The 20954-nt window shown below is 63.5% G+C and carries 25 protein-coding genes; 11 read left to right on the plus strand and 14 right to left on the minus strand.

What is annotated here, in order from left to right; translation table 11 throughout:
• Positions 1-180: 180 nt before the first annotated feature.
• Positions 181-1506 carry a GTP-binding protein gene (locus AC5P6H_RS13135; RefSeq protein WP_014645761.1) on the minus strand — a complete coding sequence of 442 codons (1326 nt, stop codon included), beginning with the start codon at positions 1504-1506 and terminating at the stop codon, positions 181-183.
• Positions 1507-1575: 69 nt separating this feature from the next.
• On the opposite strand from AC5P6H_RS13135, the gene AC5P6H_RS13140 reads away from it, so the two are divergent.
• A complete protein-coding gene (locus AC5P6H_RS13140) occupies positions 1576-1947 on the plus strand; it encodes a MerC domain-containing protein (RefSeq protein ID WP_046428559.1) in 372 nt (123 codons plus the stop codon).
• Positions 1948-2023: 76 nt separating this feature from the next.
• On the opposite strand, the gene AC5P6H_RS13145 is transcribed toward AC5P6H_RS13140, so the two are convergent.
• Positions 2024-2308, minus strand: coding sequence for a metal-sensing transcriptional repressor (locus AC5P6H_RS13145; protein WP_041863029.1), 285 nt, complete (start codon positions 2306-2308; stop codon positions 2024-2026).
• 48 nt (positions 2309-2356) lie between these two features.
• On the opposite strand from AC5P6H_RS13145, the gene dmeF reads away from it, so the two are divergent.
• Complete coding sequence (gene dmeF, locus AC5P6H_RS13150) at positions 2357-3319, plus strand: CDF family Co(II)/Ni(II) efflux transporter DmeF (protein ID WP_046428557.1); 963 nt, start codon at positions 2357-2359, stop codon at positions 3317-3319.
• Between the two features lie 88 nt (positions 3320-3407).
• On the opposite strand, the gene AC5P6H_RS13155 is transcribed toward dmeF, so the two are convergent.
• Complete coding sequence (locus tag AC5P6H_RS13155; RefSeq protein WP_032961769.1) at positions 3408-3692, minus strand: hypothetical protein; 285 nt, start codon at positions 3690-3692, stop codon at positions 3408-3410.
• A gap of 90 nt (positions 3693-3782) precedes the next feature.
• Here AC5P6H_RS13155 and AC5P6H_RS13160 point away from each other — a divergent pair, with 90 nt between their 5' ends.
• Together AC5P6H_RS13160 and AC5P6H_RS13165 are read left to right on the plus strand one after the other, a co-directional pair.
• Complete coding sequence (locus tag AC5P6H_RS13160) at positions 3783-4199, plus strand: hypothetical protein (RefSeq protein WP_075076834.1); 417 nt, start codon at positions 3783-3785, stop codon at positions 4197-4199.
• Between the two features lie 65 nt (positions 4200-4264).
• Complete coding sequence (locus tag AC5P6H_RS13165) at positions 4265-5185, plus strand: class I SAM-dependent methyltransferase (RefSeq protein WP_230548521.1); 921 nt, start codon at positions 4265-4267, stop codon at positions 5183-5185.
• A 3-nt stretch (positions 5186-5188) separates the two neighbouring features.
• Here AC5P6H_RS13165 and AC5P6H_RS13170 read toward each other — a convergent pair whose 3' ends face one another.
• Positions 5189-6157 carry a polysaccharide deacetylase family protein gene (locus AC5P6H_RS13170; protein ID WP_495202733.1) on the minus strand — a complete coding sequence of 323 codons (969 nt, stop codon included), beginning with the start codon at positions 6155-6157 and terminating at the stop codon, positions 5189-5191.
• Between the two features lie 64 nt (positions 6158-6221).
• Positions 6222-6866 (minus strand): hypothetical protein, encoded by a 645-nt coding sequence (locus AC5P6H_RS13175; protein WP_014645753.1) that lies wholly within the window; start codon positions 6864-6866, stop codon positions 6222-6224.
• 138 nt (positions 6867-7004) lie between these two features.
• Here AC5P6H_RS13175 and AC5P6H_RS13180 point away from each other — a divergent pair, with 138 nt between their 5' ends.
• Complete coding sequence (locus AC5P6H_RS13180; RefSeq protein WP_495202734.1) at positions 7005-7685, plus strand: hypothetical protein; 681 nt, start codon at positions 7005-7007, stop codon at positions 7683-7685.
• A gap of 293 nt (positions 7686-7978) precedes the next feature.
• On the opposite strand, the gene AC5P6H_RS13185 is transcribed toward AC5P6H_RS13180, so the two are convergent.
• A complete protein-coding gene (locus AC5P6H_RS13185; protein WP_495202735.1) occupies positions 7979-8791 on the minus strand; it encodes an alpha/beta fold hydrolase in 813 nt (270 codons plus the stop codon).
• Between the two features lie 221 nt (positions 8792-9012).
• On the opposite strand from AC5P6H_RS13185, the gene AC5P6H_RS13190 reads away from it, so the two are divergent.
• The gene (locus AC5P6H_RS13190) at positions 9013-9492 is read left to right on the plus strand and encodes a nuclear transport factor 2 family protein (RefSeq protein ID WP_053494883.1); all 480 of its coding nucleotides are present in this window, start codon (positions 9013-9015) and stop codon (positions 9490-9492) included.
• A 75-nt stretch (positions 9493-9567) separates the two neighbouring features.
• Positions 9568-9984, plus strand: a complete 417-nt coding sequence (locus AC5P6H_RS13195) for an XVIPCD domain-containing protein (protein ID WP_053494882.1) — start codon at positions 9568-9570, stop codon at positions 9982-9984.
• A 41-nt stretch (positions 9985-10025) separates the two neighbouring features.
• On the opposite strand, the gene AC5P6H_RS13200 is transcribed toward AC5P6H_RS13195, so the two are convergent.
• From AC5P6H_RS13200 to AC5P6H_RS13225, 6 genes are all read right to left on the minus strand, one after another.
• Entirely contained in the window at positions 10026-10160 is a 135-nt protein-coding gene (locus AC5P6H_RS13200; protein WP_495202736.1) for a hypothetical protein, read from the minus strand.
• 129 nt (positions 10161-10289) lie between these two features.
• Positions 10290-10616, minus strand: a complete 327-nt coding sequence (locus AC5P6H_RS13205; RefSeq protein WP_495202737.1) for a hypothetical protein — start codon at positions 10614-10616, stop codon at positions 10290-10292.
• A gap of 50 nt (positions 10617-10666) precedes the next feature.
• Entirely contained in the window at positions 10667-11239 is a 573-nt protein-coding gene (locus AC5P6H_RS13210; RefSeq protein ID WP_495202738.1) for a hypothetical protein, read from the minus strand.
• Positions 11240-11383: 144 nt separating this feature from the next.
• Complete coding sequence (locus AC5P6H_RS13215; protein ID WP_495202739.1) at positions 11384-12529, minus strand: YncE family protein; 1146 nt, start codon at positions 12527-12529, stop codon at positions 11384-11386.
• Between the two features lie 206 nt (positions 12530-12735).
• Positions 12736-13707: a DUF3427 domain-containing protein gene (locus AC5P6H_RS13220; RefSeq protein ID WP_164111039.1), complete on the minus strand. Its 972-nt coding sequence runs from the start codon at positions 13705-13707 to the stop codon at positions 12736-12738.
• Positions 13708-13896: 189 nt separating this feature from the next.
• The gene (locus tag AC5P6H_RS13225; RefSeq protein ID WP_495202740.1) at positions 13897-14823 is read right to left on the minus strand and encodes an XVIPCD domain-containing protein; all 927 of its coding nucleotides are present in this window, start codon (positions 14821-14823) and stop codon (positions 13897-13899) included.
• A 214-nt stretch (positions 14824-15037) separates the two neighbouring features.
• On the opposite strand from AC5P6H_RS13225, the gene AC5P6H_RS13230 reads away from it, so the two are divergent.
• The 4 genes from AC5P6H_RS13230 to AC5P6H_RS13245 all read left to right on the plus strand — a co-directional run bounded on the left by AC5P6H_RS13230 (position 15038) and on the right by AC5P6H_RS13245 (position 18417).
• A complete protein-coding gene (locus tag AC5P6H_RS13230) occupies positions 15038-15907 on the plus strand; it encodes a hypothetical protein (RefSeq protein WP_088435684.1) in 870 nt (289 codons plus the stop codon).
• A gap of 21 nt (positions 15908-15928) precedes the next feature.
• Positions 15929-17254 (plus strand): XVIPCD domain-containing protein, encoded by a 1326-nt coding sequence (locus AC5P6H_RS13235; RefSeq protein ID WP_111144197.1) that lies wholly within the window; start codon positions 15929-15931, stop codon positions 17252-17254.
• 91 nt (positions 17255-17345) lie between these two features.
• Positions 17346-17561, plus strand: coding sequence for a hypothetical protein (locus tag AC5P6H_RS13240; protein ID WP_181452930.1), 216 nt, complete (start codon positions 17346-17348; stop codon positions 17559-17561).
• Positions 17562-18048: 487 nt separating this feature from the next.
• Positions 18049-18417 (plus strand): hypothetical protein, encoded by a 369-nt coding sequence (locus AC5P6H_RS13245; protein ID WP_100449285.1) that lies wholly within the window; start codon positions 18049-18051, stop codon positions 18415-18417.
• A gap of 144 nt (positions 18418-18561) precedes the next feature.
• Here the strand turns inward: AC5P6H_RS13245 and AC5P6H_RS13250 are convergent, their stop codons facing one another.
• On the minus strand, positions 18562-19509 hold the full coding sequence (locus AC5P6H_RS13250; protein ID WP_146257714.1) for a hypothetical protein: 948 nt from the start codon (positions 19507-19509) through the stop codon (positions 18562-18564).
• A 3-nt stretch (positions 19510-19512) separates the two neighbouring features.
• Positions 19513-20943, minus strand: a complete 1431-nt coding sequence (locus AC5P6H_RS13255) for an AAA family ATPase (protein WP_100449284.1) — start codon at positions 20941-20943, stop codon at positions 19513-19515.
• Positions 20944-20954: the final 11 nt, after the last annotated feature.

A 20954-nucleotide genomic window follows, 5' to 3' on the forward strand; every position in this document is an offset into this window, starting at 1 on the left:
GCTATGCGTGGATCTACTGCAGCAGCCGAGCATGGGCTCGGCTCTACAGGATTGGCCGCGACGGATCACATTGTAGAGTCGAGCCATGCTCGACTCCGCCATGCATCCATCCACGCATGGCATATCGACCACGGGTAGTGCCGGCCGCTGGCCGGCAGCCCATGGATCCTCAGTGCACCGTCACCGCTTCCACACCGGGAACGCCTGCGGCAACTGATGCCACAGCAGCGGGCCCGCACGCAGCTCCTGGTCGTTGAGCAGGCAGGCATCCAGTTCCGCACGTACCGCACGCTCATCCATGTGCACGCCGATCACCACCAGCTCCTGGCGGCGATCCCCCCACAACGGGTGCCACAGGCGCTGCATCGCCGAGTGCGCGGCCGCATCCGGGAAGTCTTCCGGCCCCGGCAACGGTGCGCTCCAGCAATCGGCCTGCTGCCGCGCCCAGCCCAGGTCGCTGTACGGCAGCGGCGTGGGCGGCAGCAACGGCGGCGTGTCCTCCAGCCCGGCACGCACGCGATCGCGTGCGGCGTACCAGAATCCCGCCGCCTGCGTCCGCGTCGCGGCACCTACGGTGTTCAGCTCGCCCACCCAGTCCATGCGGTTGGCCAGCCAGAACCAGCCCTTGCTGCGGATCACGCCCGGCATGCCCGACTGCAACGCGCGGGCGAAACGCGCGGGATGGAACGGTCGCCGCGAGCGGTAGACGAAACTGGCGATGCCGTACTCCTCGGTTTCCGGCGTGTGCTCGCCACGCAGCTCCTTTACCCAGCCCGGCGCACGTTGCGCACGCTCGAAGTCGAAGCGACCGGTGTCCAGCAGCTCGGCCAGCGGCACGTCACCGAAGCTGGACAGCAGCAGCTTCGCGTCGCGGTTCAGGCCACGCAGCACGGCCAGCGTGTCCTGCAGCACTTCGTCATCGGTCTGATCGACCTTGCTGACCACGATCACGTCGGCGAACTCGACCTGTTCGCACAGCAGGTCGACCACGCCGCGATCGTCATCCGGCCCAGCCTGCTGGCCACGCTCGGCCAGGCGCAGCGTCGAGCCGAAGTCGGCGAGGAACGCGCTGCCATCCACCACCGTCACCATCGTGTCCAGGCGCGCGATGTCACTCAGGCTGAAGCCCTGCTCGTCGCGCACCGCGAAGGTGGCCGCCACCGGCATCGGCTCACCGATGCCCGTCGACTCGATCAGCAGATAGTCATAGCGCCCCGCATCGGCCAGGCGCCGCACTTCCTGCAGCAGGTCATCGCGCAGCGTGCAGCAGATGCAGCCATTGCTGAACTCCACCAGCGTCTCTTCGGTGCGGCGCAGTTCGGCGCCGCCCTCGCGTACCAGCTGCGCATCGATGTTGACCTCGCTCATGTCGTTGACGATGACCGCCACACGCAGGCCCTCGCGGTTGCGCAGGATCTGGTTGAGCAGGGTGGTCTTGCCGGCCCCGAGGAAGCCGGACAGCACGGTGACCGGAAGGCGACGGTCGGCGCGGGAAACAGTGTTCATGTCGGAGCGGGTTGGCTGCGGAACGGAAATGTTACTGTATAACAATTACTGCGCAAGGAACCTCCCCCCATGAAGTCGCCTTCTGCCGCCCTGCTTGATGCCAGCGCGGTCGCCCTGTCCAGCCTGTGCCTGCTGCACTGCCTGGCGCTGCCCCTGCTTGCCGCCGCGCTGCCGCTGTTCGGCACGTGGGCCGAAGCGGAATGGGTGCATCTGCTGTTCGTGGCCATCGCCTTGCCGCTGACCGGCTACGCGCTGTGGCGGGCAGAACGCCGTCACCCGCTGCCCGTGCTGGCCTGGGCCACCGCCGGCGCCGGGCTCGGCCTGCTGCTGGCCGGCGCGTTGGCGCTGCCCTCGCACGACTGGGAAACACCGATGACGGTCACCGGCAGCCTGCTGCTGGCCGCCACGCATATCTGGAACGCGCGGCACCGCCACGGGTAGTGCCGGCCGCTGGCCGGCAACCTCATGAACGGGGAAGACAACCTGCAGTCGCCGGCCAGCGGCCGGCACTACCAGGTCATTTGCCGTAGCGGCGCAGCAGCTCGACCAGCACCTGGGCCTCGGCCGCCCGCTGCTGCGGGTCTTCGGCGCCCACCACGTGTTCCTGCAGGTGCTCGTGCAGCAGCTCCATCAGCAGGCTATGGGCGGCACCGCGCACGGCGGCAACCTGCACCAGCACGTCCGCACAGTCGCCGGCCTCACCCTCCGGCCTGTCCAGCGCCTGCTCCAACGCCGCCACCTGTCCGCCGATGCGGCGCACCCGGGTCAGCAACTGCTTTCGATGCTTGTGTACATGAGCCATGCCGGAATCATATACCCTATGGGGGTATCCACTCCACCGCTGGCCCCCATGCACCTGGACGCCCTTGCCGCCGCCCGTCGCCACGAACACCGCTTCGACGACGGCAACCCGCTGGCCGAACGCAATACCCGCCGCGCCCTGTGGCTCACCGTCAGCATGATGGTCGTGGAGATCGTCGGCGGCTGGTGGTTCAACTCCATGGCCGTGCTCGCCGACGGCTGGCACATGAGTTCGCATGCGCTGGCGCTCGGGCTCTCGGTGTTTGCGTACCGCTGCGCACGCCGCTACGCGCACGACCCGCGCTTCGCCTTCGGCACCTGGAAGATCGAGATCCTGGCCGGCTATACCAGCGCCATCGCCCTGCTCGGCGTGGCCGCGCTGATGGCCGTGCAGTCGCTGGAGCGGCTGTGGGTACCAGCACCGATCCACTACAACGAAGCCATCGCCATCGCGGCGGTCGGGCTGGGCGTGAACCTGCTGTGTGCCTGGTGGCTGCACGACAGCCCGGGCCACGCGCATCATCACCATGGCCATGACCACGGGCATGGCCACGAACACCACGACCACGGCCATGCGCACGGTCACGACCTCAACCTGCGCTCTGCCTACGTGCACGTGCTGGCCGACGCCGCCACCTCGGTGCTGGCCATCGTCGCCCTGCTCGGCGGCAAGCTGCTCGGCCTCACCTGGCTGGACCCGGTGATGGGCCTGGTCGGCGCCGTACTGGTCACGGTGTGGGCGGTCGGCCTGCTGCGCGACAGCGGCCGCATCCTGCTCGACGCGCAGATGGACGCGCCGGTGGTGGCCGAAGTACGCGAGGTGATCGAACAGGGCCCGTGGCCGGCACGCCTGGCCGACCTGCACGTCTGGCAGGTGGGTCGCGGCAAGTACGCGGTCAGCGCCAGCGTGGTCACCAGTGACGCCACGCTGGATGCCGATACCGTGCGCAACGCGCTGGCGATCCACGAAGAACTGGTGCATGTAACGGTGGAGATCCACCGCAGCGAGTGATGCACGCCAGGTAGTGCCGGCCGCTGGCCGGCAACCCCATGAACACCGCACGCCACCTGCAGTTGCCGGCCAGCGGCCGGCACTACCGCTAGAGCTTCAGCATCATCCGCAGCAGGTACATCAGCAGCGGCAGCGCGCTCAGCACCGCACCGCTGATGCCGATCCATGGCCAGCGCTCGCCACGCACGCGCGCGGCCACTGCCAGGCCGCCGCCCACCAAGGCCGCGCCCAGCACGCCCACGCCCAGCCCAGCGGCCATGCCATTGCCACCGGCAGCGACTGCCGCCTGCGCCGCCACGGTTCCTGCCCCCCACCCCACAGCAATCCCCAGCCAACTGGCCACGCCGCACCACGGTGCCTTGCCCTGCGCCATCCGAAAACCCCTGTGTCCTTGCCGAATTTCTGTACGGGCCACGCCCGCGTGCTGCCTACACTAGCCGCACCTGCCCTGTAGGGACATCCCATGCGCACGCTCCGCCTGCTGCTGCCCGGTGCCCTCCTGCTGCTCACTGCCTGCGGCGACGATGCGCGGCTTCCCTTCTCCGCCGACCCATTGCAGGGCTGCTTCGCCACCGGCGCGCGCAAGCCCGCCGACTTCCGCATCGACAAGGAAGGCGGCCAGTACTTCGTTTCCTTCAGCCGTGGCGAGCAGTGGCAGCGCGAACCGAACGCCCTGCACAAGGCCACGTCCAGCGAGATCAGCCGCTACTTCCGCGACGACGCCGACCAGATCGACAATGCCCTGATCCGCATGTCCGGCGGCTTCGGCATCTTCCACTTCAACAAGGGCGCGACGCTGAAGGGCAAGGCCAGCGACAGCGACTACATGGCGCTGATGCTGATCGGGGCTGGGCCGGTGTATGCGGTGAAGTGCGATTGAACTGTAGAGCCGGGCCCACGCTCGGCTACGTTTGCAGTAGATCCACGCCATGCGTGGATGCAGGCATGGTGGAGCCTAGGGCGGGCTCGGCTCTACAACAGCTGCGGTACCATGCCCTCCCCCGAACCGCCCCGGTACCCGCCGTGCCCCATTACACCGGCCCCCTGCTGACCCGCGACAGCGCCGATACCCTGCGCCGTGCCCGTGACAAGGGCGCCGCCGACTGGCAGGGCTCGCTCGACCTCGGGCGCAGCCAGGACAGCGTGGCGCTCGATGCGGACGGCTTCCACTTCCGGGGCCAGCCCTATCCCTGGCCGGGCAAGCTGAAGGACCGCACCCTGTACTACTGGGATGGCGAGGACTTCGCGCCGATCTCGCGCTACAGCGGCTCGCTGATCAAGCTGGTGCCGACCGAATGGGGCGCACCGACCTTCGAGATCGACGGCATCAAGATGCTGCCGACCTCGAAGCTGTCGCCGTTCGAGGATGCACGCCGCAAGGTGGAGCTGGTCGCCCCGGCCGGCAAGGTCATCCTCGATACCTGCGGTGGCCTCGGCTACTTCGCTGCCTGTGCGCTGGAAGCCGGTGTCGGCCAGATCCGCTCGTTCGAGAAGAACGCCGATGTGATGTGGCTGCGCACGCTCAACCCGTGGTCGCCGGATCCGGACTCGGCTGCCGCCGGTGGCCGCCTGCAGTTCAGCCACGGTGACGTCTCGCAGCAGATCGAACAGGTGGCCAGCAACAGTGTCGACGCAATCCTGCACGACCCCCCGCGCTTCGGCATCGCCGGCGAGCTGTACTCACAGGTGTTCTACGACCACCTCGCCCGCGTGATCCGCAAGGGCGGCCGCCTGTTCCACTACACCGGTGCGCCGAACAAGCTGACCAGCGGCCGCGACGTGCCGCGTGAAGTGGCCAAGCGCCTGGAAAAGGCTGGTTTCAAGGCCGAACTGGCGCTGGACGGCGTGCTGGCCGTCAAGCGCTGAGCCTTACTCCGAATCGACCTTGGCCAGCTTCATCACCCACGCCGGCACCTCGGGCTCGCCGGCGTAGAAATCCTTCGGCTTGCTCTCCGCCATCGCCCAGCGGTGCAGCCAGCTAGGGCCATAGCGGCCGTTGTAGCCCTCGGCACCCCGCGCATAGGCCGGGTCACTCATCGCCTCGTCCAGCGAAATGAAGCGATAGCCGCGGCGCTTCGTGGCCGCCACCAGTTCGGCGAAGATGGCCGCGTTGAGCTCATTGGCGTGCATCAGCCACACCTGCGGCAGCGCGTACCCCAGCAGCGCCTGCGACTGTTTCTCGTAATAGTCCAGCTTGTTCAGCATGTACGGCACGTAGCCCTTGCGCAGCTGCGCCAGCGTCGCCGCGCGCGCGGGCGAGTCCGCCTGCTCGTTCATCACGTTGGCATAGGCGAACGCCCACACCCACTCACCGTTGTCCACCGTCACCGGTGCCACGCGGTAGCCATGCTGCTTGAAGAACGCATCCATCTGCACCCGCTCATCCGCGGTGCGCCCGGCACGCAGGTAGGGGTGGCGCATCCACTGCGGCGCCTGCCCCTTCTCGGCCAGCAGCGGCCGCAGCACCGTCTCGCCGCGCAGGAAATCCTGCTGGAACGCCGCCAGGCCCTTCGCATTCAGATCCATGTGCGAGTAGGTGTGGTTGCCCAGCACATAGCCCGCATCACGCCAGTCGCGCAGCATCTGCACCCGCGCCGGCTGCACCTGTCCCTCCACCTCAAGCTTGTTCTCGTTGACGAAGCCGACCACCGGCACGCCTGCCTGGTGCAGCTGGGCCATCAACCCCTCATGCCGCGCCTGCAGATCCGGCGGCACGATCTGGTCCAGCCGTGCCCACGGCAGATCATCGATGGTCACCGCGATACGGCGGTCCACCTCGGCGGCATGCACCGCCAGCGACAACAGCAACAACGGCAACGCACGCAGCAACAAGCGCATCGGGTCTTCCCTGGAGTGGCGAGGCGTCGACTGTAGCGCGATTGCCGCGCGCCGCCGAGCGTGCTCAGCCCGCCCGGGCCCGCGCGATCGCACGCCACAGGGCAACGCCGCCGGCCATCGCGGCCAACAACAGCACCGTCAACACCAGCGCCAGATCATCCGGATTACGCAGCAGTGGCGCGTTCACCCGCGTCAGGATGTGGAACACCACGCGCTGCGCCTGCTCCAGCGGTACATCGCCCTCCGACACCAGCTCCACCAGGCACGCCGTGGGTGACAGCCGCGCCACATTGCTCCACGCATCCTCGTACAGGTGCAGTACCCATCCGGCCAAAGCCAGTGCGCCACCGTGCAGCACCATAAGCGCCACGTTCGCCGTACGCAGCCGATCGCGCAGCCACAGCGCACGGCTTGCGCAAACCGCCATGGCCCCCAGCAAGGCCAGCACCAGGCCTACCCATGGAATCCAGCCCAGGGGTTGCCAGTCATCCAGTGCGCCCGCACGCGCCATCACCTGTTCGGCAACCTGCAATCGCGCCTGCGCGTCCGGGCCCCCACAGGCCACCGTCACCGGCTCCAGCAACAGCTCCACGCGGTAATGGAAGAAGCCGGCAGCCAGCACCACAGAAAGCAGCGCGACCCACTGGAGCATCAACAGGATCGGCCCCTGCCCACAGATGCGGCGGATTCGGGAAGTGGCGGCGCTCATCGGTTCATCCATGACAGCAAAGAGCCATCCTAACCAAGCGCTTCGCACGTGTCGGCTGGCGGATGCGACACGCACCACGCAGCGCCGTTACGATGACGAGGTTGATTGAATCCGTGTGTGCCAAGCAGGATGTTCCCGATGGTGATGCTGTATCTGGTGGTACGAACGCTGCTGCCACTGCTGGCGTTCGTGCTCGCATGGTGGCTGCTCTCGCGCCTGATCAATGCGCGCGTCGCCCGGATGCCACGCGTCCCGTTGAACCTGCCGGAGCACAGCAGCAGCCCCCGCAGGAAGGATCGACGCATCTACGCGCGCAAGCTGCGGCGCAAGCCGGGCCTGCGCACGGCAACCCGCGCCGCCACCGCACCCCGCAGCTGGCACGTCGCCGCGGCCATCCTCTCGCTGATGGCGCTGATCGCCACCGTGCTGGTCATCCCCGATGGCGCACGCTTCCAGGTGATGGTGGACAATCTCACCGGTTATGCGGGAACCGTCGTCGAGGCGCAGGTTCCCGTGGCCGCACAGCCCGTCGTGCTGCAGGCATGGCAACCCGCGCTCGCACAGCTGGGGCGGCCCACGGCGATGCGCTACCCGATCGGTCGCACCGGCGGTGAGCATGAAGCCCATGCGGTCGTGCCCGTGCAGGTCCGGCAGCAGGGCAACCGCCTGCAGGTGGCCATCGCGCTGCCGTTGGACACCGAAATGCTGCGTGCGGAACTGGCACGGCTGGCCGGGTTGCCAATCGAGGCCATTGACGTACAGCAACGCGAGGTTGCGCCGTGGAGGGAGGCGGACTGGCAGCCACTGCCCGGCCCTTAGCGCCGAGCCCATGCTCCGCTGCCCTTTGCCCCTTCTCCGGCTGGCACGCGCTGCGCGCGCCAGCCGAGCATCGGCTCGGCGCTACACCAGGCCCACAGCCAGCCTTTGAATCACGACCCACGCGGCAGCTTCGCCGCCCACATGTTGTCGACCAGGTTGGGATAGCGCCGCCCGTTCTCCTCAGCACGTTGCCGTGCCGCCGCCTTCTGCGCATCCGATAGCGGTTGCGACGTCTGGCCCTTGGGGTTGGGCTTCTTCCACGGGGGTGTTCTGGTCTGGCGCATGGCCGCAGCTTAGCGCTTCAGGAAGTTCAGCAGGGCCAGATTGAAGCGGTCGGCGTGGCTGGTGTTGCAGCCATGTGGCGCGCCTTCCAGGATCACCACTTCGCTGCCCTTGATGGCCTTGTGGGTACGCTGGCCGGAGCCCTCGAACGGCACGATGGCATCGCTGTCACCGTGCAGGATCAGCGTCGGCACCGTGATCTTTTTCAGGTCATCCCGAAAATCAGTAGTGGCAAACGCGTGCATGCAGCCCAGTGCCGCCGTCTGGTCGGATTGATGGCACAGCGCGATCGCCGCCTGGCGCGTTTCTTCGGTCACCATCAGCTGGCCGTTGGCGCTGAAGAAGTCGCGGGTGAAGCCGTCGAAGAACGCCTCGCGGTCCTTCTCCAATCCGCTGCGCATTTCATCGGCCTTGTCCTGGGTCAGCGGCCCCTCCGGGTTGTCGTCACTACGCAGCAGGAACGGCGGCACCGCCGAAGCGAACACCACACTGTGCAGGCGATCCTGGCCGTGGTTGGCCACGTAGCGCGCTACCTCGCCACCGCCCATCGAGAAACCGACCAGGGTGACATCGCGCAGGTCACGTTCCTCGATCAACCCCGCCAGGTCCGCCGCCAGGGTGTCGTAGTCATAGCCCTCGCCCGGTTTGTCAGAGCGGCCGAAACCGCGCCGGTCGTAGCTGATCACGCGGTGCTGTGCATCGCGCAGGATCGCCACCTGGGTCTTCCAGGCGTCGGCAGACAGCGGCCAGCCATGGATCAGGATCACCGGGCGGCCGTCGCCACCGGTATCTTCAACATGCAGGCGGATGCGGGAAGCAGGCATGGACGCTCCTGTGGAAGGGGAGGAGTGCAGGCTAGCGGCAGCGCCCTGTGGCAGCCGTGAGGGAATCACGCCCGCCCGTGACATCGCCTGCACATGCCGCAACGCGAAGCCGCACCGGCCTGGCCGGCCTTCGCACCGCGCCCAGGCGGTTTCGTCGCAGGGCCGTACCGCCGCGGTCATCGGCATGCCAGCCTGCGCAGACCATCCCCGGGAGTCTTGCCATGCTGCTGCTCACCCTGCCCCTGCTGGCCGCCGGCCTGGTTGCCGCGCCAGCGCCGCCTGATGACCTGCGCGAGCAGATCCGCCAGGCCGATACCCAACTATTCGCCATGGCCTTCGAGGCCTGCGACGCCGACAAGGCCGCCGCGATGACCACCGAAGACATGGAGTTCTTCCATGACAAGGACGGCAAGTCGGCCAGCAACCGCGAGGATTTCCGCCGCAGCGTAGCCAACCTGTGCGACAACGCGCGCAAGGGCGGCTGGCGCCTGCGCCGCGAGCTGGTGGACTCCTCGCTGCAGGTGTTCCCGCTGCACGACGAGCGGGCGCTGGAAATCGGCGACCACCGCTTCCACGAGCGCGGCAAGGACGGTGTGGAACGCTGGGTCGGCCAGGCCCGTTTCATCCAGGTCTGGCGCCGCGTGGACGGGCACTGGCTGGCCGAACGGGTGATCAGCTATGACCACCGGCCGGCGGACTGACCTTTCCGGCGCCCTTCACCGGCCGGATCTATACTGGCAGGGTTCACCCCGACCCACCGCTACCGTTCGATCGCCATGGCAGAGATCACCCCCAACCACCCCGACTACGGCCTCAACCAGCAGATCCGTCAGGGCGTGGCCGCACTGGACGCCCAGCATGGACGTGCGTTCGACCAGACCAGCGAACGCCTGACCGCCAGCCTGACCGTACTCGCCCGCGAGCAGGGCCTGCAGCAGGTCGACCACGTGCTGGTCAGCAACGCCACGGCCCAGCACCCGGCCGGGCACAACGTCTTCGTGGTGCAGGGCGACCCGGCCAACCCGGCGCACCTGCGCGCGATGATGCCGACGGCCGTGGCGGCGCAGACGCCGGTGGAACAGTCGATGCAGAAATTGGGGTTGGCCCCGCAGCAGCCGGCCGTGGGGTTAGTGCCCGAACAGCAGACCCGTGAGCAGGAGCAGCAGCAGAACCTGGCACACCGTCTGGGCTGAGCCGCCTCCAGCGTTGTTTGCGGAGCGGCGCAAGTCTCTGATCATTTTCCCGACAGAGGGTCCGCGTGGACCCGCAGCTGTGCCGGGTAATGCTGGAGCAAGAGGGTGGGCTGCACCGTGCGCACATCGAGGCGGTAGCGGGCATCGGTTTCCATCGGCAGGGTGACGATGTTCAACCTGTATCGGCTGGCGTCCATCGATACCTGATGCGCGTAGCGCCAGTCTGCCGACTCATGCCATTCGGGGAGCGGCTGACCCAGATTGCGCGCCCTTGCCTGATGGACATCAGACGTTGCAACGTCCTGCTAGGCACCTGCGACCCAGCGCTGCAGGGACAGCTGGAAGGGAACATGAACAGGGTCCATGTCAGGCCCGGGGCCATGTCGCTGCACCTCAAGATCCAGCACGTAGGGTCGACCCGGGTAGAAACTGCGGGCATTCGTCTCGAACTCGAACCGCACCGTCTGGCCTGGCTCGGCAAGGTTGATCGGCTTGACCAGATCCAGCGGCTCCGGTGCATCCGGTATGCGGCTGCTGCAGGCGCCGAGTGCACCCACCAGCGTGAAGATCAGGCCGGCGCGCAGCCAGCGGTGGATACCCAGCATGATGAAGACCCTTTGGCGTCCTGCCATGAAGTACCTATCCTGGCGAGCGACCAGTGGCGCCGCAACCAGACGATTGATTACTTTCCGGCGGGACGGGCGGCATGGATCCGCAAACGGGCCGAGTAATCCTGCAGTGCCTCGGTCCTCTGCACCGTGCGCACGTCCACGCGGTAGCGGGAGTCAATTTCCACTGGCAGAGCAACCAGGCTCAGCGTGTACTGGCCATCACTGCCCATGTGCGGCGACGTATACCGCCATTCGCCGGATTCATGCCATTCCGGAAGCTGCTCACCGGCATTGAGCACCCCGGCTTGAAAGCTGTCGTAGGTGGGAACATCCTTCCAGGCATCAGCACGCCATTGCTGCAGGATCACCTCGAACGGGATCCGCATTGTGCCCACGTCAGGCTCGTCGGGCTTTCGCGTCTCTTGGCGCTGCAACTCCAGCTCCAGCGCATACGTGCGACCCGGGTGGAAGTTGCGGGCATTCGTCTCGAACTCGAACCGCACCGCTTGGCCAGACTGGGTCACGTTGATCGGCTTAACCAGATCCAGCGGCTCCGGTGCATCCGGTATGCGGCTGCAGGCGCCGAGTGCACCCACCAGCGTGAAGATCAGGCCGGCGCGCAGCCAGCGGTGGATACCCAGCATGATGAAGACCCTTTGGCTCCCTGCCATGGGGTTCAACCCTAGCGGGCTGGTGCTGGGCACTGCAACCAGGCAAAGAAAAAGGCAGGGTCTGCACACTGCCTTCCTCATGCGACGCGCTACGGCGCGGGGCCTTGCGTCAGCGCCTTACAGCTGGATGCGCGCCACGCTCTCGTCAGCGCCCTTGTCATCCTTCTCGCCGTTCTTGATGCTCACGAACAGCACGTTGTTCTTCGCATCCAGCGCCAGGCTGTTCGGGTGGGTCGGTACCTTGTAGGTCGCCACCTTCTGGTAGCTGTCACTGTTGTACGCGGTCACCGTACCGGCTTCGCGGTTGGTCACGTACAGGCGCTTGCGCGGTGCATCCAGCAGGATGCCCAGCGGGCCGGCATCGGTCGGGATGCTGGCCAGTTCCCTGCCGGTACTGCGGTCCAGCACCAGCACGCGCTGGCCCGGATGCTTGCTGACCAGGCCGCTGCTCTTGGCCTGGTAGCCACGCAGGAATTCCGAGCCCTGGTCGGTCACGAACAGGCGCTTGCCGGCCGGGTCCAGCGCGATGTTCATCGGCTGCTCGGCGGCGATCTTGTGCTGCGCCACCACCTTGTTCGAATCGGTGCCCACCACCACCAGGTCGGCCAGCAGGTTGCTGGTGTAGACGCGCTTGTTGGCCGCATCCAGCGCCAGGCCCGGTGCCTTGGCATTGCCCAGGCCATCGATGGTGTTGATCACCTTCAGCGTGTTCGTATCGATCACGAACAGCACGCTGCCCACGTCCGGCTGGCTGCTGTGGCCGGTCACGTACAGGCGGTTGGCCGCGCTGTCGACCACCAGCTCGCGCAGGTCGTGGGTGTAGGCAGCCTTGCCGTCCTTGCCGGTCTTCTTCTCCATCAGCTGGATGGTGCCGACGGCCTTGTTCTGCGCAGTGTCGACTACGGTCACCGACAGGTCCACGGTGTTGCCCACGTACAGGCGGTTGTGGGCGTCATCCAGCACCACACCGAACGCCTTGCGCTCCAGCGGGATGCGGGTTTCCACGGCCAGCGTGGCCGGATTCAGGCGCAGCACCTGGGCCGGGCCGGCGTCATCGCCGAAACCGCCGGAGGAGGCCACGAACACGGCGTTCTGCTTCGGGCTGTAGGCCAGCTCGTACAGTCCCTTGGCCACGGCCTGGCGCTGTACGGCGGTGGTGGCGCTGGCGGCGGGCGCGTTATCGGCGAACGCCGAAGGCACGCCGAGGCTGAGCGATACAGCAAGGGCCAGGGCGGCCGAACGGAAGAGAGGAGTACGGAACATGCGAGCGTCCTTGAATGGGCACGGGAAGGTGTCCTGGCTCGCTGGGCCGTACTGCGACGGCCCGACCTGCATCTGTCTGCGCGGGTGGGCTGGCTGGGGTTGCAAGGGAATGGTAGCAGGTGGGGGCGTGGCGTGCGCCGGCGCGGGCGTGGTAGACGTTCGACCTTGGTCGCCCTTCAGTTCAGCGCTCCCCTATAAAACCAGACTCAGTGCGCGTCTCGATACTTCTTCCTGCGCTCAGCTGCCACCTTCGCATGCTGCTTAAGCCTTTCCGAGCTAGGCCGATCGTTTGCGGCATTTGGTAGTCTCAACGGCTTGCCATGCAAGTCGGCGTAAGGACCGCCCCGCGCGGACTTCGCGACTTGAATGATGAAGCCTTCCGCGACCCAAAGCAGTCCAAGGTCAAAGAGCGTGTGAATGTCAGCACGGAGCAGCAATCCGTTGTTAACGGAATTTGTGTGGTCACCAAGATACGGGCTGATATGCGCCGCCTCCAGAAGTGCCTCAATCTTGCACCCCGTTACGGCACACGTCTTGTCGTAGCTTTTCAGTAGCCTTCGGCGGAACGCTCGCTGCCCCCGGCGCACGTAGATGGCCCGCAACGTCTTGTTTCGACGATCTGCGTCATCCGCAGCCTGCGCCTCTTGCTCTGCCGCCTCTTGCGCACTAAACAACTCCGCACCGAGCGTGTCCCCAGGACGAATGGGGCGCCAACGAAGAATCTCGTCGAGCGCCTCACTTCTACCCTGCAGAGCTTCCTTAACATCGAAGACGCAATCAACGGGATTGTTCTTCTCCATGGATCGAAGTACGACCTCACCACAGTAGTAGAACGGCTGGGCGTCCCGCCCCCGTTTTGCATAGATGCGAACGAATAGAAGTGCCTTCACGGCGCCCTTCTTCAGGGCAACGATGCGCTTAGATGTTTGGCTCTGGCGGTACTGGCTCTGCCAGTGGAATTGCTCACCCTCAAAGGAATCATCGTAGCCGCCATCCCCCTTTTCCAGGGTTACAAGCAGCAAGGTGGCGTTACTGAAGGAAACTACGCCGCTCGTCCAGCGTGGATCACGGGATTCAGTAGGGGGTTTTACACCACCCGCATGAGCCATCTCCTTGCGGCTGTAGGTCTTGCCAATGACCAGCCCATCCGAATTGAACACTTCCTGCTGTGCAGCCATGACCCATCCCGTCCCATAGACGGGGGAATTCTAGTGGCGGCATAACCATAGACTCAATCAATTGGCGATCCAGAAGCTTCGATTTGCAAGAGGCAAAGCCGACAGGACCTGACAGAATGCCCACTGCTGCTGGCGCGACACCTCTCCGCGGAGTGGGTACGACTTCCGCTAGCCTTGGAAAATCCGCCGCTACTGCTCCTTCAACCGTAGCGAATCGGCCACATCGGTCTTGGCCGCCACCTCGGTGGCGATGCTGGCGCGGCTGTGCCCTGGGTCGTTGCGGTCGCCCTGCACGATGAAGATGCTCTCGGCGGCGTGGCTGTTCTGGGTCGGTTGGCTGAGCAGCACGTGGTCCACGCGCGAGAGATTGTTCTGCTTGGCCAGCACCAGCAGGCTGGCGCTGATGCGCTGGCTGGCTGCATCGAACGGGCGGCCGTGCGCGGCGTCCAGCTCCGCTACCTTCTGGATCAGCTGCGAGAACAGGCGATGGTCGGGGTGCGAAGGGTCCAGCAGCGTACCGGCCACTTCAATCGGCGTCGGCGGCGGCTCATCGCTGGCACGGTCGCCCTGGCGATGATGCTCGGCCTCACGCTCGGGCATCGCGTGGTGGGTTTCGGCATTCAGGTCGCTGCCCGGGAACGGCGCGGCAATGCACTGGATCTCCGGCAGGTTGAACAGCACCGCGAACTCGCCCAGGTTGCTGCCGCCGTCCAGCGGCGCCGGCAGCGGGTGCAGGCCGGCGTAGTGCAGGGCCGTCCAGACGAAATCGCTGCAGCGATTGATGGTGGCCGGGCGATCAACGTCGAATTCGAACTCGGCCGGTTCCTCGGCGAAGTCACGCAGGCAGCCGTAGTGCTCTTCGGTGATTTCCAGGGTACGGCTGTAGTACGGGTCCAGATGCTCATCGGCATCGTCGTGGCGCACCTGCGCGTACTGCACGCCGGTGGGGGTTTCGCCCGGCGCCTGGCGCGGCGGTGCGAAGCCGTAACTGTGGGCCTCGTCGCCCGCGGCCACTTGGAAGTACATATGGCCGCGCGGCGAGACGCCTCCACTTTTCAGCGGGGTGCCGGGGGCGGCCAGATAAAGGGTTGCGGTGTAGCGTGTTGCCTGCTCCATGCCTGCTCAGCCTTGTTGGGTACTGCGGTCCTGAGCGGATGATGGCATAGGTGGGATGGCGGGCAGGTGGAGGAAGAGAGGACGCCGATCGCGACTTGCTGAATATGTGAGCCAGCATGCAGTAATGACCCCGCGGTGGCCGCGGTCCCGGCTGCGACTGGAGCTTGCCATCCCACCGTTCTATAGTCGTTTCGATCATGCAAGGGAATCGCCCATGAGCAGAGCACCGGCTTGCCGGCTTGCCTCCTTCGCCCTGGTGGCCGTGCTCAGCACCACCGCCTGCGCGAAGGCCCCATCCACGGAAAAGGACCCGAACGGAACCCCCATGTCCGAAACCGCAACCAGCCCACGTACGGTGGGCGGACAGACCTACACAATGCAGCCGGTGGAAGCTCGGCTTGGCCCGCACCGCTTCATGTTCCCGGCCAACCTCTACTACAACCAGACGGGCCCCTTGGCCGATGGGGGCGTCATGCTCACTGTGTTCTGGCCTGATTTCGATGCAGCGCCTCCTGGTGATCGCCCGGTGCGCAGCACGCAGGACAGCCGGCGGCAGGTACTGGTCGAGCTTAGGTACATCGATCGCGTTCCCATCCAGAACTATCTGGCACGTCGGTCCAGCAGTGAGGCCACCAGCGCGCCGGGGTCGCTGGAGCGAAGAGACCCGGTAGAGAATCTTGCGCTACGCGTTGCACAACCCGAGCGATGGGGCCTGACGCCCTATTCGATCGACCCATCGTTGATGGAAGCCTATGCGAAGGAGTCAGAGGCTGCGCTGGGCAGGCCTTACGTGCACAACCCGGGGATGGAGCCAGACTGGTATGTGGCCCGCTCGGCGGAGGGGCAACTGACAACGTTCATCAGCTGCGACCCGGCAGATCGCATTCCTGACGGACTTGTAGCTCAGGGAAAGACACTTGAACGCGTCGGAGAAGGCCAGATCGCAATGTGCCGCCATTCCATCGTGGATGTGGGCGACAGCATCGCCATCGAGATGAACTATGCACGCGTAATGCTGAGCGACTGGCAGCGTCTGGAAACCAGCGTGCGTGATCTTCTGAGCCGCTATCGCGTTCAGCCGTAAACCGCATCTCAAGGATGAATCATGAGCGGACTTACCGATAAGGATATTCGTGTCCTGTCCTCCTACGCGAAGGAGGGAAATCGCGAGCTGTATTGGAACTATCTCGCGCAGCTTCCCGACAATGATGGCTATGGACTGCTGGCGTTGGGTGTTGTGCGCAACGACAGCCTCCCCGGCCGGGTGGCCAACAGCTTTGCAACCGCCGTTGCCGAGCAACAGGCCACGCTGTTCGGCAACGAGAAGAACGTAGCGTTCACCGAACGCAGGCAGGAAACCTTCGGCCAGGATCTGATCAGAAACGACCTGGCGGAGCGCAGAAGTTGGGTGGAGGCCGGCAGGCCCGATCTTGCTCTCAACCTGCCCTATACGAGCACGCTCAAGTCCCACGATGTTTCCTTCGAAGCTAACAACCTCAATGTGAACTGCTGGACGCCGCGCTTGCTGCTGGTGTCCACGGAGCACAAACGCGGCGAGCAGGCAGCCGAAAAGGTATGGCAGAACATGCTCGACAACAGCGCTGCCGGCGCATTCCGTGCCGGCAGGACGGCAGTCAGCGTGCACCTGGATATGCCGCAGCCCGCTGGGCATTTCTACTTCGTTGAGCTGAGCAAGTTCGAGGGCGCAGCGCTCCTGCAGCGCGACGCCGTCGATCCGAACGTGATTGGTACCAAGTTCGACTACCACAGCTACGACCCCAAGGACGGCAGCTGGAACCACACAGTGGGCGTTCCCCCGCTGGATAGAACAACCAAAGAGACCGATCCCGCCGAGATTTCCGCGTTGAACGAGACCCGCGAAGTTCGCTTGGAACGCGAGACCAAGGCGAAGCAGTTTCATCCTGAAGATCCCTACAGAGAGATCGCCAAGAGCCCACGCGTGGTATCTACGCAGGAACCCGAGCCTCTCCATACGGAAGGACGCCGCATCGCAGCGATAGCGCCAGGCAGCCCGGACTACGCGCTCCATCAGCAGATCCGCCAGGGCGTCGCTGCACTGGACGAGAAGCACGGCCGCCCCTTCGACGCGACCAGTGAGAACCTCGCCGCCAGCCTGACAGTGAGGGCACGCGAGCAGGGTCTGGAACAGGTGGACCATGTGGTGCTGAGCAACGCCACGGCCAATCAGCCGGCGGGGCACACCATCTTTGTTGTACAAGGCGAGCTATCTGACCCTGCCCACCTGCGTGCAGGAATGCCCACTGCCGTGGCTGCACAAACGCCGGTGGCTGAGTCGCTGCAGCAACTGACTGTGGTGGGCGATCAGCGCGAGCTCGCCCGCCAAGATGAGCAGCAGGCGCTGGATGCACGTGCGCAGGAACAGCAAAGCCACGCCATGCGCATGGGCTGATCGCGCAGGCTGAGGCGGCCTCCCTCGGGGCCAGAGGTCGCAGCCCCTGAGACCTCCCCAGATCATCCTCCCCTGCTTCGGGAGGATGACCATGACCAAGATCGACCCTGCATGGCTGGAAGCTTTCGACAAGGAGCTTCTCTACTTGTTCGCCATCGATCATGGCGACGCAGGCATGGATGAGTACCTGCTGGGCTGTTACGCAGACCTGCCGGCACGCGAAGCGGCGCTGGCGTTCGGCAGCGACTACGACCTGGAGCGCGACGATGCGCTGTGGCCACGGCCGGGCGTGGCGTCGGAAAGTTAAGCTGTGTCGCAATCAGCACGCTTCGGATCTCAGACCTGCGGGCGGACTGTCGCTTTTGAGACCCCGACCCTCTGCAAACCGTGCTTTTCAATGCGCATTCGGGCGGTAACTTAACACCGGCCGAAACCGCGGCACCGCAAGGGTTCTGCCACGCCTGCGCCATGCAACAATGCCGTAAGCGTCAGCATTTACGGCCTCTGAGGTCTACGGTTTCTTGGCATCTCGCAACCATGCGAGTACACCTTGGCATGCCACCGGGAAAGGGTGGCGCGGGGTTCGAAAGCCCGCTCAGTAACCTTGTGTTTTGCGCTTGTCAGCCGGCGTCACCTTTGGGGTGGCGCCGGCTGGCAATCCGTTCGCGTTCCATGGCGGGCGGTGCGTGGGGGTCTTCGGACCCACCGGCTTGGTTACTGTCCGGCTTTCGAACCACGCACCGTCCGCCGCCTCTATCGGTGGCGTTGCTATCTGTCCTGTACGGAGCATTGCCATGAACACATCGGACTTCCGTTCCCTGCACGCGCAATACGATCCGGACAACGCCGAACCCGAGCGCGAACCGTCCGTCGATCCCAACGCCTTCGTCGCCACGCTGCGCCGTATCGGATCTGGTGCGGCTGCGGATGGCCAGCCTTGGCCGGAACGGCATCAACTGCCTGGGCGATGTCTTCAGTTGGCGGATGCGGATTGCGCGTTGGCGGGGCTGCGTGTGGTGGCGGAGCTGATGCTGGCTGCGGAGCGGACTAGGCAGAATGGTGCGCCCGAGGAGTACCTGGGGGATCGGGTGATGGAGGGGTTGAAGATGGCGTGTGTGGCGTTGACTGCGCAGGTGGCTGAGCGATTGCAGGTTCACCGATAAAGATGAGCGTTCACGCACACATGTAGCCAAATGATTGTTGAGGAAAATCAATGGGAAGAGGCAATTGAGCCTGCAATGATGCAGGAACAGCGTTGCAGACTCAAAGTGTGAAACTTGGCAAACACGGAGCGTGTGTGGCAAAACCTAAGCCGCAAGCCATTCCACTATCTCAGGCAGGGGGAAAATATCCTCAGGCACTGTTTTAGCCAACAAAGTTGCCATATAACGTTGCCGCTCATCCCGCCCAAAACTCACAATGCTGTTACAGACCACACTATCAACCCCCGAAAGGCGAGCGTATGCACCTATACACGCCCAGATACACTCCTCTCCCGCGTGACCATGAGGAAGCCATTGAATTGAGATATTTGTGCTGAGGGAATCCTCATGATTCTCAACAAGCCCATTTATACGATCGACGATCATTTTCGCTCGAGGTTCGGCACATCCTCGACTTTCAAGTGAAGAAATCAAGGAAGTGGCGATCACAACACGATCTGAATTGGGCTCAAAGTGCTCGTGCCTCAATAACCCCCCTACCCTTGATAAAACCCCCTCCTCCTGCAGTGCAAGCGAAAGACACGAGGAGACTACAAGGATTTTTTTAAATTCATCATTAATTAATGAGAAGAATCCATTCTTCAGTGACCCACTAAACGCCATCTTCAAATAGGCGACGACATGATCCCGTCGAAAATTGTAGTTCTCAATAGAATGACCTTGCGTGGAGAATTCTCTGGCTCCCTGGACAGGCGCGACCCAAGCATTAGAAAGTCGGAACTCACCCGGGGGCAATCCATCCCATTCCCGATCTTTCAGCACCGCGAGCACATCATTGATCCTCGGCAAATTATTCGCGAGCTGCTGCGCCACTCTTACCACTTCCTTCACTTTTTCTTTATTACCCATTCCAGCACAGCATTCACCCTCAAGAATGCCGGCCTGATCAACCGTAAATACTGCGTCACAATCCCTTTCAGCATGCAGCCTAAGAATAACATTCCGGTCGGATATCCCTTCTACAAGGAGCGTCTTGCCACTCCTCCGCAGGGCTGCATTAATAAATCCATTTATGCTGTATTTCGATCCCATTTCTTATGCCTCATCCACGTCATCAGGCTGAACATCGTCAAAAAGTGAAGGCTGCTTTCGCGCAGAAGCATTAGGCTCAAAATCTTGAACATCGAACAAATGCTCAGCCCCAACTTCAGGCGAGTGAGTGCACACGACAATTTGTCGATCCGGTGCTTGGCGGGTCAACTCGTTGAGAATTATGCGCTGCCAATCGATATGGAGCGAAAGCTCCGGCTCGTCAATCAGGAACATTCCAGACGTGAACTTGGTACGGCTCGCGCAGTACAGCATCGTTATAATTTGCCTCTCACCCGAGGAGAGCGCATTCATTCCATATGAATGACCTGCCCCGGTCGAAATTGAAACAAGTCTTTTCGTCGGCCGCTTTTCCTCAATGTTCCTGCCAATCTTCAGCTGTTTTCCATCCAAGAATTTGTTAACTGAATTCTCGAACTCTCGCGTTTTGCGAAGCGCATTTCTTCGAGTCCCCTCTCGCTCCAACAATGCCTTCCTATAAATATCAAGAAGATATCTATTGACCCCAGAGGGTTGAGGTGACGAGCCAAGCTGACGTGCGGACCGCAGAAGGTCCTGATTTATTTCTTTGGAATTCTCGACACCCGAAGCCAATTCCTGAGCCTCAAGAAGATCGGATATCTCCTGAAGAATACCTTCATTGGAATCCTTGGATTCAGTGCTTTCTAGCCCAGCACTAACTCTAAATACCTTTACGAATGTTTCCTCGAACATTCGCTGCTCTTTGGCAGTTATTTCGTACTGCGCGCGGCGCCACTCTTCAGTTAAGGAAGTCTCGACATCTGAAATACTTGGGTAGCGAATAACAGGAACAAATTCGCCAAACCACTGGCGGCAAACAAGTGTTTTTTCTACCGAGGAGAGTGCTTCCTCGTGCACCTGCCGGGGGGACAGATTTTCTCTGGAACCCTCCCTCAAGGCTATGAATTCCAATTTCTGAAGCGATTCCAATTCTTCAGATCGTGCTTCACTGTACCTGCCAACACCATATCCATCTCGCCTTGTTCGCTCCAGAACCGAGCGGAAAGCCGGAAGATATGTCGCGCGGCCGCCGAGAACAGTTCTGAGAGAAGTCAGCTCTAGCGGCGATAGCGCGTCTATAGAAGATCCGGTCAAAGCCCCGTTAACAGATACTCTGATCGCCGAACTATCCTCATCCCTTTCAATTTCGACCTTGTCATCTGCAGACGTCCAAACGCAGATTCGCTGAAACTTGATGTATCTAAATCTGTTGAAATCGAGCTCAAGAAGATTAGCCAGAAGGTGCAGCATTGTCGTCTTGCCACGACCATTCTTGCCATAGATGACATTCAGACCTGGGCCCAGCGTCATATCGACATCCATTTGCCCATGAAGCCCCTCAACGACAATGCGCCGAATAAACAACGGACTAGCAGTGGACTTGCGCTCTTCCATAATTCCATTTC

The organism is Stenotrophomonas sp. YJH_SMC_110 (assembly GCF_059369255.1).